Below are 12648 nucleotides of genomic sequence, written 5' to 3'. Positions count from 1 at the left end.
CCATCACTGCGAAGGAAGGTGCCGGTGATGAGGAATCCGCTGATGATGAAGAAGATTGGAACGCCGGACGTGTAAGCGACCAGCAGAGGTATCGGCCTGGGCCACGGAACCTGCAGAAAGGCCGCATGCTGCAGCAGGACGTTGCAGGCTGCGAACAGCCGCAACGTGTCGAAATTATTCCTGTGGCCCACATTGCCCCCAGCCAGAGCAAACGCACTCTTGGCATGCTGCGCGAACCGTGTTTGATCGTGTTGGATTGTTTGGCGCCGTGTAACACACCCTTAACGTGTGTATTCGAGCTCCGGGCATCGGGGCGCGCGAGGCGATTTTGTCGGGCCGTGGTTTGCCCCGATTAACCAGCCTTTCGCATCCACCTTGCCGTTTAAGACTGTCGCAATCGGCAATAATTATTGAGTATCTTGCGGCCGGCGATTCCCGTTAAGGGACCGTGTCGCCGCTTTGGCCAAATTTTCGGCGATTATTGGGGACATTGAACCGCATGTGCGGCATCGTCGGCATTCTTGGACGCGCTCCGGTCGCGGAGCAACTGGTGGATTCGCTCAAGCGGCTGGAGTACCGCGGCTATGATTCCGCGGGTGTCGCCACGCTGGAGAACGGCGGCCTGGCGCGGCGCCGCGCCGAGGGCAAGCTGAAGAATCTCGAGGCCCTGCTGGAGGCAAAGCCGCTCGGCGGCCACACCGGCATCGGCCACACCCGCTGGGCCACCCATGGCAGGCCGACCGAGAACAACGCGCATCCGCACGCCACCGAACGCGTCGCCGTGGTGCATAACGGCATCATCGAGAATTTCCGCGAGCTGCGCGAGGAACTCGAGCACAAGGGCGCGGTGTTCTCCACCGAGACCGACACCGAGGTCGTGGTGCATCTGGTCGATAACCTGCTCAAAGGTGGCGTCGCGCCGGTCGAGGCGGTGAGGGCTGTGCTGTCGCAGCTGCGCGGCGCCTTCGCGCTCGGATTCATCTTCGCCGGCGAGGACGACCTGATGATCGGCGCCCGCAACGGCCCGCCGCTCGCGGTCGGCCATGGCGAGGGCGAGATGTATCTCGGCTCCGACGCGATCGCGCTCGGGCCGTTGACCGATACGATCAGCTATCTCGAGGACGGCGACTGGGTGGTGCTGAACCGCAAGGGCGCGACGATCTTCGACAAGGACAACGCGATCGTCCACCGCGAAGCGATCAAGCACACCACCGCAACGGCTTTGGTCGACAAGGCGAACTATCGCCACTTCATGGCGAAGGAGATCCACGAACAGCCCGAAGTGGTAGGGCACACGCTCGCGCGTTATGTCGACATGGCGACCGAGCGCGTCGCCCTGCCGGTCAAGCTGCCGTTCGATTTCAAGGATATCCAGCGCATCTCGATCACGGCCTGCGGCACCGCGAGCTATGCCGGCTTTGTCGCAAAATACTGGCTCGAGCGGCTGGCGCGCGTTCCGGTCGAGCTCGATGTCGCGTCCGAATTCCGCTACCGCGAAGCGCCGCTCCGCAAGGGCGACCTTGCGATCTTCATCTCGCAGTCCGGCGAGACCGCCGACACGCTGGCGGCGCTCCGCTACGCCAAGGCGCAGGGCGCGCATACGTTGTCCGTCGTCAACGTGCCGACCTCGACGATCGCGCGCGAAAGCGAGACCGTGCTGCAGACACTGGCCGGTCCCGAGATCGGCGTCGCCTCGACCAAGGCGTTCACCTGCCAGCTGATGGTGCTGGCCGCGCTTGCGGTTGCCGCCGGCAAGGCGCGCGGCGAGCTGTCCGATGCCGACGAGGCCAAGCTGGTGCATGGCCTGGTCGAGATTCCGCGGCTGATGTCGGAGGCGCTCACGTCAGAGCCGCAGATCGAAAAGCTGGCGCGCGAGATCTCGAAGTCGCGCGACGTGCTCTATCTCGGCCGCGGCACCAGCTATCCGCTGGCGCTGGAAGGCGCGCTGAAGCTGAAGGAAATCTCTCCTACATCCATGCCGAGGGCTATGCCGCCGGCGAGCTCAAGCACGGTCCGATCGCGCTGATCGACGAGCACATGCCGGTCGTGGTGATCGCGCCCTATGACAAGGTGTTCGAGAAGACCGTCTCCAACATGCAGGAGGTCGCCGCCCGCGGCGGCAAGATCATCCTGATGACCGACGCCAGGGGCGCCGCGGAGGCGACCATCCAGTCGCTGGTGACGATCGTGATGCCGGACATGGGGTCGACCTTCGCGCCGATGGTCTATGCCGTTCCGGTGCAGCTGCTCGCCTATCATACTGCCGTGGTGATGGGCACCGACGTCGATCAACCCCGCAATCTGGCCAAATCGGTCACGGTCGAATAGCCGCAAGTGACGCTGTCACGCAGCCCTTCAAAAACCTGCTAGAATGGCTTAGCTCAGGGGGGCTGCGCGCCGAAGTTCGGGGCAGGATCATCATCTCGCGCTAGCCTTTTGTTTATACACGATCTTTTCGGAAATCCGCCGGCGCACTTTTCCGGATCATGCTGGTGAGGACGGCCGCTTCGACGATCTGGAACAGCAATGACGTCCAACAAAGTGCCTCCCCCCGCGCCAGGTGAACTGCCCCCGGACACTCCCCGCGGGCTGATGGCGCGGTTCCGCAACTATTTCCTGACCGGCCTGGTGGTGGCCGGGCCGATCGCGATCACCTTCTATCTGACCTGGTGGTTCGTGAACTGGGTCGACAATCTGGTCCGCCCGTTCGTGCCCACGGCCTATCGGCCGGAAACCTATCTGCCGTTCGGATTGCCGGGTTCCGGTCTGATCGTCGCCGTCATCGCGCTCACGCTGCTCGGCTTCCTCACCGCCAACCTGATCGGGCGAACCCTGGTCGATCTCGGCGAGCGGTTGCTCGGACGGATTCCTGCGGTGCGTGCGATCTATCGCGGCCTGAAGCAAGTGTTCGAGACGCTGTTCTCCGGCAACGGCTCGAGCTTCCGGCGCGTTGGCCTGGTCGAATTTCCCTCGCCCGGGATGTGGTCGATCGTGCTGATCTCGCAGGCGCCGAGCGCCGAACTCGCGGCCAGCCTGCCCGGCGAAGAGGAGCACATCTCGGTGTTCCTGCCGTGTGCGCCGAACCCGACCACCGGCTTCTTCTTCTACGTGCCGAGGAGCAAGATCATCGAGATCGAGATGAGCACCGAGGACGCAGCGACCCTGATCATGTCGGCCGGCGTGGTGCAGCCGGGCGCCAACGACCAGAAGCAGCGCGCCGCAGCGCTCGCCGGCATGGCCAACGCCGCGCGCGTCGCCAACCAGGCCTCGTTGCAGCCGGCCACTCAGCCTGCGCCGGCGAAGGTGGAGTAGCAAGCCTCCAATCCATCCTCGTCATTGCGAGGAGCGAAGCGACGAAGCAATCCATGGCTCCGCATACGTGGAGGGATGGATCGCTTCGCTTGGCTCGCAACGACGGTGGCGGCAGCTAACCCGCGCCGATCAGCGGCACGGCTTCGTCGCGCTCATAGAGATAGAGCAGGCAGCGCAGCGCTTCGCCGCGTTCGCCCTTCAGCTTCGGATCGTCCTTCATGATCCGCAGCGCCTCGTCGCGCGCCTGCGTGATGAGCTGGCCGTGCACCTCGGAGCGCGCGATGCGATAGCCGGGCAGGCCGCTCTGGCGGATGCCGAGCACGTCGCCTTCGCCGCGCAACTTCAGATCTTCTTCGGCGATCCGGAAGCCATCGGTGGTCTCGCGGATCACTTTCAGCCGCGCCTTCGACATCTCGCCGAGCGGCTCCTTGTACAGCAAAAGGCAGGTCGAGGCTTCCGAGCCGCGGCCGATGCGGCCTCGCAGCTGGTGCAGTTGCGCGAGGCCAAAGCGTTCGGCGTTCTCGATCACCATGATGGTCGCCGCCGGGACATCGACGCCGACCTCGACCACCGTGGTTGCGACCAGGAGCCCGATCTCGTGCGCGGCAAATTGCGCCATCACGCGATCCTTCTCGGTGCCCTTCATCTGGCCGTGCACCAGGCCGACGCGATCGCCGAACCGCTTCTGTAGCGACTCGAAACGCTCGGTCGCGTTGGTGAGGTGCTCGGTGCCCTCGGCTTCGGATTCATCGACCAGCGGGCAGATCCAGTAGACCAGCTTACCGGCGCCAAGCGCGCGGCCGACGCCGTCCATGACATCCTCGATCCGGCTCATCGGCACCGCGCGGGTGTCGATCGGCTGGCGGCCGGCGGGCTTTTCGCGTAGTTCCGAGACGTCCATGTCGCCGAAATAGGTCAGCACCAGCGTGCGCGGGATCGGCGTGGCGCTCAGCACCAGCACATCGACGGCCTCGCCCTTGGAGGTCAGTGCGAGACGTTCGCGTACGCCGAAGCGATGCTGCTCGTCGACCACGGCGAGCGCGAGCGCCTTGTAGATCACGTCGTCTTGGATCAGTGCGTGGGTGCCGACCAAAAGGTCGATCTCGCCGGCCTCGAGTCGCGCCAGGAGCTCGCGGCGCTCCTTGCCCTTCTCGCGGCCGGTGAGGATGGCGACGCGCATGCCGGCGCTCTCGGCGAGCGGCGCGATGGTCTTGATGTGCTGGCGCGCCAGAATTTCAGTCGGCGCCATCAACGCGGCCTGCTTGCCGGCTTCGGCGACGGCGGCGGCCGCCAGCAGCGCCACCACGGTCTTGCCGGAGCCGACATCGCCCTGCACGAGGCGCAGCATCCGCACCGGCTGTTGCAGGTCCGCGATGATCGCGGCAACCGCGTGCTGCTGCGATTTGGTCAGCGCATAGGGCAGGGCGTCGATGATCCGGTTGCGCAGATGGCCGTCACCGGCATTGCGGACGCCGGCGGGGCGGCGCAGCGTGGCGCGGATCAGCGCCAGCGCGAGCTGGCCGGCGAGCAGTTCGTCGAACGCGAGCCGCGACCAGAACGGACCATCGGGCAGGATATCGGTCAGCTCGACCGGAACATGGACGCGGGTCAGCGCCTCCCTGATCGGCGGGAAGTTGCAGCGGCGCAGCACCTCCGGGGACTGATCCACTCCGGCAGATCCGGCAGCTTGGTCAGCGCCTGCGCAATCGCACGGCGGAGCGAGCCGATCGCAAGCCCCTCGGTCAGCGGATAGACCGGATCGATGCCGGAGAGCTTGGCAAAGCCGGCCTCGTCGACGACGCGGTCGGGATGCACGATCTGCGGGATGCCGTCATACATCGCCAGCGTGCCTGAGACGTAGCGCTTCTCGCCGACCGGCAGCAGCTTCTCGACATAGCCGGGCTGGGCGCGGAAGAAGGTCAGCACCACGTCGCCGGTGTCGTCGCTGGCATAGACGAGGTAGGGCGCGCGCGAATTGCGCGGTGGCGGCGGACGATGGCGGTCGACGGTGACCTCGAGCGTCACCATGGTTCCGACCGCGGCGTCGCGGATCTTCGGCCGTGCGCGCCGATCGATCACGCTCGCCGGCAGGTGCAGCAGCAGATCGACCAGTCGCGGTGTCTCGCTGCGGTCGAGCAGATAGCGCAGCAGCTTGTCCCTGCTTCGGGCCGACACCCTGGAGGGTCGTGACCTGGGCAAACAGCGGATTGAGCAGGCTGGGGCGCATCGGTGTCCTCTACACGCGACTCACGTCATGCGCGGGCTTGACCCGCGCATCCATCTTCAAAAGAGGATGGATTGCCGGGTCAAGCCCGGCAATGACGGCCTGCGCCCAAGGCACGCGCCCAAGGCACAGCTGAACGGCAGGCCTGAAAGGTATCCCCAAAACGCAGCGAAAGAGGGCTGACATCGGCCGTCCCCATCGCTATATCAAGCCCCGCCCGGCACGTCCGGGCTTTTGGCGTTCGATGGATTTTGGGACATGACGGGATCGACACGATCGAGCCACGGGCTCGATGACCGCCGCAAGCGGCTTTTGTTTCGCTGCTGGCATCGCGGCACCCGGGAGATGGACCTGATCCTGGGCCGCTTTGCCGATGCGACCATCGCGGACCTTTCCGACCAGGAGATCGGCGAGCTCGAGCATCTGATCGAGGTGCCGGATCCCGACCTCTATGCCGCGCTGACCGGCGACAAGGTGCTGGCGGCCGAATATGCCACCGCGCTGTTTGCCCGCATCAAGGCGTTCCGGGTGGCGGATCCCAGCGCATGAAGCAGCCGATGAAATCACCGGCCGCGATGCTCGCGCCCGGCCGGGTGCTGACCATCGCCAACGTCGCCGAGGGCGCCGAAGGGCTCGTCATCTCCGATCTGGCGCGCGCCATTGCCGCGCAGCCGAAGCGGCCGGCGGTCAGCCTCGCCGTGGTGTGCCGCGACGGCGCGCGGATGCAGCAGCTCGCCCGCGCGCTGGAATTCTTTGCACCCGATATCGCTGTCATGCAGGTCCCGGCCTGGGACTGCCAGCCCTATGACCGCGTCTCGCCGCATTCCGGCATTCTGGCGCAGCGGCTGACGGCGCTCGCCAAGCTGTCGCGGCTGGTCGGCAGCGACAAGCCGCTGATCGTGCTCACAACCGTGAACGCCGCCGTGCAACGCGTACCGGCGCGCGATCAGGTCGCGGCGCAGGCGCTGTCGGTTGCGCCCGGCAACGTCGTGCCGATGGACTCCGTCGTCGCCTGGCTTGAGCACAATGGCTACACCCGCTCGTCCACGGTGCGCGAGCCCGGCGAATATGCCGTCCGTGGCGGCATCCTCGATCTGTTTCCGGCCGGCCTCGACCAGCCGGTGCGGTTCGACTTCTTCGGCGACTCCCTGGAATCGATCCGCACTTTCGATGCCGAGACCCAGCGCACGCTGCTCGACATGCGCGGGCTCGACCTCGTGCCGGTGTCCGAATTCCAGCTCACGACCGAAACCATCCGCCGCTTCCGCATGGGCTATGTCGCCGCGTTCGGCGCGCCGGGACGCGACGACCAGCTCTATGAGGCGGTCTCCGAGGGACGGCGCCATCCCGGCATGGAGCACTGGCTGCCGCTGTTCCAGGAGCGGATGGACACGCTGTTCGACTATCTCGACAGTGCGACGATCGCGATCGAGCCGCAGGGCGAGGACGCCGCGCGCGAGCGCTTCACGCAGATTGCCGACTACTATGACGCGCGGCGCGAGGCGCTGGAGCATCCGGGCAGCGGCGCGATCTACAAGCCGCTGCCGCCGGACAAGCTCTACCTGTCCGAGGCCGAATGGACCAGGCTGCTCGGCCAGGCACCGCTGGCGCGGCTGACGCCGTTCGCGGTGCCGGAAGGCTCGCCCGACGTGTTCGACGCCGGCGCGCGGCAAGGCCGCAATTTCGCGCCGGAGCGAGCCGACGGCAACGTCAACGTATTCGAGGCCGTGGTCGGCCATATCGGTGCGTTGCAGTCGCAGCGCAAGAAGGTGATCGTCGCGCTGTGGAGCGAGGGTTCGCGCGACCGCATGGGCGCGATGTTGCGCGACCACAAGCTGCTCAACACCACCAGCGTCAACACCTGGCGGATCGTGCAGGCGACCCCGCGCAACGAGACCATGCTGGCTGTGGTGGGCATGGAGTCCGGCTTCGAGACCGACGAATTCGCCGTCATCAGCGAGCAGGACATTCTCGGCGACCGCCTGGTGCGTCCGCGCAAGGCGAGCCGCAAGCTCGACAATTTCATCTCCGAGGTGACGAGCCTTGCGACCGGCGATCTCGTGGTCCATGTCGAGCACGGCATCGGCCGCTTCGTCGGGCTGCAGACGCTGGAAGTCTCCGGCGCGCCGCATGACTGTCTCGAGCTGCATTATGCCGCGGAGACCAAGCTATTCCTGCCGGTCGAGAACATCGAGCTGCTGTCGCGCTACGGCTCCGACAGCGCCAATGTCGAGCTCGACCGTCTGGGCGGCGGCGGCTGGCAGGCGCGCAAGGCGAAGCTCAAGAACCGCATCCGCGAGATCGCCGGCGAATTGATCAAGATCGCCGCCGAGCGGCAGCTACACGAGGCGCCGAAATTCCCGCTGCAGCCGCACATCTATGACGAGTTCTGCGCGCGCTTCCCCTATGAGGAGACCGAGGATCAGCTTGGCGCCATCACTTCGACCTTGAACGACCTCGAGATCGGCCGCCCGATGGACCGCCTGATCTGCGGCGACGTCGGCTTCGGCAAGACCGAGGTGGCATTGCGCGCGGCATTCGCCGTGGCGCTGGAGGGCCGGCAGGTCGCGGTCGTGGTGCCGACCACGCTGCTGGCTCGGCAGCACTCGCGGACCTTCACGGAGCGCTTCCGCGGCTTCCCGGTCAACGTGGCGCAGGCGTCGCGGCTGGTGTCGACCAAGGAGTTGAACCAGGTCAAGAAGGGGCTCACGGACGGCAATGTCGACATCGTGGTCGGCACCCATGCGCTGCTCGGCAAGGCCATCAAGTTCAAGGACCTCGGCCTCCTGATCGTCGACGAGGAGCAGCACTTCGGCGTTAGCCACAAGGAGCGGCTGAAGCAGCTGCGCGCCCAGGTCCATGTGCTGACGCTGTCGGCAACCCCGATCCCGCGCACGCTGCAACTCGCGCTGACCGGCGTCCGTGAGCTCTCGATCATTGCCTCGCCGCCGGTCGATCGCCTCGCGGTGCGCACCTTCGTGGCGCCACACGATCCCCTGATGATCCGCGAGGCGCTGCTGCGCGAGCGCTACCGCGGCGGGCAGGCGTTCTACGTCGTGCCGCGGATCGAGGATCTCGCCGGCGTCAAGGATTTCCTCGACAAGAACGTGCCGGAGATGAAGGTCGCGGTCGCCCACGGCCAGATGCCGCCGACCGTGATCGAGGACATCATGTCCGCGTTCTACGACGGCAAATACGACGTCCTGCTGTCGACCACGATCGTGGAGTCCGGCCTCGACATCCCGAACGCCAACACGCTGATCGTGCACCGCGCCGACATGTTTGGTCTCGCCCAGCTCTACCAGCTGCGCGGCCGTGTCGGGCGGTCGAAGCTGCGCGCCTATGCGCTATTCACGCTGCCGGCACAGCAGAAGATCACGGCGCAGGCGGAGCGGCGGCTGAAGGTGCTGCAGTCGCTGGAGACGCTGGGCGCGGGCTTCCAGCTCGCCTCGCACGACCTCGACATCCGCGGCGCCGGCAATCTGCTCGGCGAAGAGCAGTCCGGCCACATCAAGGAAGTCGGCTTCGAGCTGTACCAGTCGATGCTGGAGGAGGCGATCATCAACCTCAAGGCCGGCGTCGCCGAGCCCGCCGCCGACCGCTGGTCACCGCAGATCACGATCGGCATGCCGGTCCTGATTCCAGAGGACTACGTCAACGATCTCAGCGTGCGGCTGTCGCTCTATCGCCGCCTCGCCGATCTCGAGACCGACGACGAGATCGACGCCTTCGCCGCCGAGATGCGCGATCGCTTCGGCGTGCTGCCGGACGAGGTGCGGTACCTGTTCAAGGTCGCCGCGATCAAGGCCTACTGCCGCAGGGCCAATGTCGGGAAGGTCGATGCCGGCCCGAAGGGTGCCGTGATCGCGTTCCGCGACAACAGCTTCGCGCATCCGGAGCGGCTCGTGATGTTCATCCGCCAGCACGGCCAGGCCGCCAAGGTGCGGCCGGACATGAAGGTGGTGTTCTTCCAGGACTGGGATACGCCCGAAGAGCGGCTCGCCGGCACCACCGAGATCCTGCGCCAGCTCGCCAATCTCGCCGAGAGCAAGAAGGCGGCGTGAGACTTCCCTTCACCGTGGAAAGCGAACTCGTCGGGCACTCGAGAGATCACAAGAATAATGCCGAAAATCGAACTGGGCGATCCAAACCCGACTCGAACCTCCAGCCAGCGGCGTGGGCGCAGCCAGATATTTTCTCGCCTGCAGGTGTTGGCTGCCGCGTTGCTGAGCCGAGTCTAAGCGGTTAGAGCCCTGTAAAGAAGCCTCCCCCGGTTGGAGAGCACTGGGTTCCACGAATCGCGATTTACATTGCTAATGCATCCAAGCGATTGGAGATTTTCGAACGAGACCAAAATCTCCTCGATCGACGACTTGCTTTGCAACTGAGCTAGGACAAAGTCGCGGGCGTTTGGTTTCAAATCTCCGATAGGCGCCGCCATTGCTTCAAACACGAGCGCGTCCATGGGATCAAATTTCTTTAAGATTTCAACGAAGGAGTCCCTTAGGGAATTCGTGCGGGCGGGATCGAAGGCGTTAGCGAGCAACCGCTCCCACAGCTCCTTGAGTTCCGATCGTGTTTCATCAACTGCGGCCTCGAGGATCGGGATCGCCAGGGTAGGACTTGGCTCAATACCTTTCACGCCGCGCTCTGCCAACCGTCTTTCCAAGTCTGCACTGAGCTCGATGAACCTCCGTCTTCGCCAGTACTCAACTTGATCACCGATGAGCCCGACAAGATTATGAGGCAATGTCCCTAAGGTCTGGCTCAAGTAGCCGCCTGCGGCGCTACCTGCGTCCACTAGCTTTCCTCCGAAGCGCGCACTCTCCTCAATGGCCTTCGCGGTGTTTTCATCGATTGGTCGGATTATTTCGTTGCCCATTGAAACCACCTAGCTTAGGTGCACACAAACTCGCTCCATTGCAGTCTGCGGTCGAGTACATCGTCGACGGTCTGCAATCGAAGTTTGATTTGGTCATTGGCGAGGCCGCCATTTGGCAACCTCAGCGGGGCACAAATCTGAGCTACTTCCCTTTAGGCTTTGTCGGTTGGATCGGCTTCGCTCCCTGCGTGGGCTTTACTTGAGGCATGGGGATTTTCGGCGCTGAGGGTGGTAGGACCGAGCCCTTATGATCGAGGGAGATCGACGGTGAAGGTGGATTGCTCTTTTTTTCTGTCATGGCGTACCTATCCTTCTAACTGATAAGATGAAAAATATTGTTCGGCCTCGGCGTCCGCTTTTTCAACGAGTTTGGCCTTCTTCGGTAAACCGGCTACAGGAAAAGTCTTCTGCAGTGCGGCAAGCTTCTTGCGTTTGAGCTGCATCCGCAAATCGTGGATATCGTCGTCGAATTCGGTCCCGTTACTCACCCTGTACCATTGATCTTCGGCAACGAGACAGAGGGCGTTCAAATCTACGGAAAGCCCCGCCAACGCTTTAAGCCGATTCTTGTAGGGCAAATACTCCTTAACGGCCTGAAGCACCTGCGATGCCGCAACGATCGCAGCCCACAAGAACGCGTATTGCTGGAAAATGAGCCATCCGCCAATCGAAGAGCTAGCCGCTATTGCCAGAAAGGCCTTGATTCCTCGATCGATCAACTCGGTCTGGGCAAGCCAAAGGTCGACGTAAAGCGCATCGCGCTTGAGCGTCGCCATCTCTGACCAGAACCGCGCTTGTACCCCCACACCCCACGCCTCAAAGTTGCATTTGTCTCAGAATACTCCAACAGGGAGCTTCTTGGAACTGCGGATTTGCGTCGTAGCAGTTTGCGGTGCGTTTTGTTTGCGCGAAGCTTTACGACGCCGCGCGCTGCGCCGCCCCGAACAGCCGTCCCAGCAGCGAGAGGGCGGAATCGCCCGGCAGCAGCGTTGCGATGCTGACGGCCGGCTCGGCCCTGGTGTCGCGGCGGCCGTTCTGGGTGTGGCGCATCACGCTTGCCAATCGCCGCGTGATCGCCTGGGCGTTGCGCAGGTCGGTCCCGGCGAATGCCACGACGAGCGACCGGTCGTCGTGCACGGCGCCGAAATCGGCCTGGCGCATCAGCCGGCTGATGATCCGCGCGCCGTCGAATTGCGCGCGCGGCTGGGTGTTGTCGAAGGTGAACCGCGCCACCGAGAGCGCGCCGCCGCGCTCGGCGGTCTGGTAGACGGCGGTCGCGAAGTCGCGCTCGAACGCGGCCTTGGTGAGCAGACCGGTGCGGGGATCGATCAGGCCCTTGGCGTCGATCGCCTTGAGCATGCGGCCGAGCCGCGCCTCGAAGGCATGCTGCCGGATCATCGGCAGCACCATGTCGCCGACGCGCGTCGGCCCGGCCGTGACGATCTCGAGATTGGGCAGCTCGTAACGCGGCGTCAGCTCACCGGAGGCGACGATGACGGGCAACGGACGGAAGCGAACATCCTCGGTCAGCACCGTCAGGAAGGCATCCATACACGCGCGGGGTGAAGCCCTCGGCCAGCACGATGCCGTCGATGTCGCGGTTGGAGAGGTGCTTTGCGGCCGCCTCGATGCTGAGCGCGCCGACCACGCCGGCGCGTTCGCCGAGCGCCACCGACAGGGCCGGGTAGGCGCCGCCGCGACCGATCAGGAGCGCGGTGGCCTCTCCGACCGGATCGATATCGGATAATGCGATCGGCGCCGGCGGCACCAGGCGGCGCATCACGGTCGCATGCAAGGCGCGAACGCGTAAGGACGCGTTGAGCCGGGCGACCAGGCGATCCGGCATGCCTTTGTGCTGGAAGAACGCGATGACGGTGTCGGGCAGGGTGGTCGCGGGATCGACCGCGATCAGCGGCAGATAGGGTGCGCGGGCGGCAGCGCGCTTGGCCAGGCCCGACAGGGTGACGAAGTCGACGCCCTCGGCGGCCGCGATGATCGCAGCCGGCTTGACCTGCTCGATGGCGCGTCCGACCTCGTGCCAGTCGGTGACCAACGACCGGAAACAGTTTCGTCTCATCGAGGACCGCGGCAAACGGCGGCTTTGCCGACGCCGATACGATGAGGACCGGACCTTGTTGAGACATTCGAACGCTCGAAACCAATGCACAGATCAGCAAACGGCTTCGATGCTAGTTGGCATGGCTTAATGCGGCGTCAACACAATGCTAAG

General features: G+C 64.7%; 5 protein-coding genes and 4 pseudogenes. 4 read left to right on the top strand and 5 right to left on the bottom strand.

Annotated elements, in window-relative coordinates:
- Positions 1 to 17: 17 nt before the first annotated feature.
- Positions 18 to 191, bottom strand: a pseudogene (locus ACVWW1_RS10550) (acyltransferase family protein); the annotation flags it as partial.
- A gap of 308 nt (positions 192 to 499) precedes the next feature.
- Between ACVWW1_RS10550 and glmS the strand changes: the two are divergent.
- Together glmS and ACVWW1_RS10540 are read left to right on the top strand one after the other, a co-directional pair.
- Positions 500 to 2328, top strand: a pseudogene (glmS, locus tag ACVWW1_RS10545) (glutamine--fructose-6-phosphate transaminase (isomerizing)).
- A 198-nt stretch (positions 2329 to 2526) separates the two neighbouring features.
- Positions 2527 to 3312, top strand: coding sequence for a DUF502 domain-containing protein (locus ACVWW1_RS10540; protein ID WP_176531285.1), 786 nt, complete (start codon positions 2527 to 2529; stop codon positions 3310 to 3312).
- 115 nt (positions 3313 to 3427) lie between these two features.
- Here the strand turns inward: ACVWW1_RS10540 and recG are convergent.
- Positions 3428 to 5539: pseudogene (gene recG, locus ACVWW1_RS10535) on the bottom strand (ATP-dependent DNA helicase RecG).
- A gap of 255 nt (positions 5540 to 5794) precedes the next feature.
- Here recG and ACVWW1_RS10530 point away from each other — a divergent pair.
- Positions 5795 to 6085 (top strand): FAD assembly factor SdhE, encoded by a 291-nt coding sequence (locus ACVWW1_RS10530; protein ID WP_456655723.1) that lies wholly within the window; start codon positions 5795 to 5797, stop codon positions 6083 to 6085.
- Positions 6082 to 9600 carry a transcription-repair coupling factor gene (gene mfd, locus ACVWW1_RS10525; protein ID WP_456655722.1) on the top strand — a complete coding sequence of 1173 codons (3519 nt, stop codon included), beginning with the start codon at positions 6082 to 6084 and terminating at the stop codon, positions 9598 to 9600. The genes ACVWW1_RS10530 and mfd overlap by 4 nt, the downstream gene beginning before the upstream one ends.
- Before the next feature lie 173 nt (positions 9601 to 9773).
- Here mfd and ACVWW1_RS10520 read toward each other — a convergent pair whose 3' ends face one another.
- From ACVWW1_RS10520 to ACVWW1_RS10510, 3 genes and pseudogenes are all read right to left on the bottom strand, one after another.
- A complete protein-coding gene (locus ACVWW1_RS10520; protein WP_456655721.1) occupies positions 9774 to 10418 on the bottom strand; it encodes an Abi-alpha family protein in 645 nt (214 codons plus the stop codon).
- A 305-nt stretch (positions 10419 to 10723) separates the two neighbouring features.
- Positions 10724 to 11194 (bottom strand): hypothetical protein, encoded by a 471-nt coding sequence (locus tag ACVWW1_RS10515; protein WP_456655720.1) that lies wholly within the window; start codon positions 11192 to 11194, stop codon positions 10724 to 10726.
- A 139-nt stretch (positions 11195 to 11333) separates the two neighbouring features.
- Positions 11334 to 12562 (bottom strand): annotated as a pseudogene (locus ACVWW1_RS10510) (GGDEF domain-containing protein).
- Positions 12563 to 12648 lie beyond the last annotated feature (86 nt).

The sequence above is a fragment of the Bradyrhizobium sp. JR3.5 genome, from assembly GCF_054057015.1.
Note: the sequence above shows the minus strand (reverse complement) of the source record. Positions and strands in the feature narration are given on the sequence as shown.

Excerpts from the sequence above, each read along its gene's own strand:
- ACVWW1_RS10540 (WP_176531285.1), top strand. The coding sequence starts at position 2,527 with ATGACGTCCAACAAAGTGCCTCCCCCCGCGCCAGGTGAACTGCCCCCG.
- ACVWW1_RS10530 (WP_456655723.1), top strand. The coding sequence starts at position 5,795 with ATGACGGGATCGACACGATCGAGCCACGGGCTCGATGACCGCCGCAAG.
- mfd (WP_456655722.1), top strand. The coding sequence starts at position 6,082 with ATGAAGCAGCCGATGAAATCACCGGCCGCGATGCTCGCGCCCGGCCGG.
- ACVWW1_RS10520 (WP_456655721.1), bottom strand. The coding sequence starts at position 10,418 with ATGGGCAACGAAATAATCCGACCAATCGATGAAAACACCGCGAAGGCC.
- ACVWW1_RS10515 (WP_456655720.1), bottom strand. The coding sequence starts at position 11,194 with ATGGCGACGCTCAAGCGCGATGCGCTTTACGTCGACCTTTGGCTTGCC.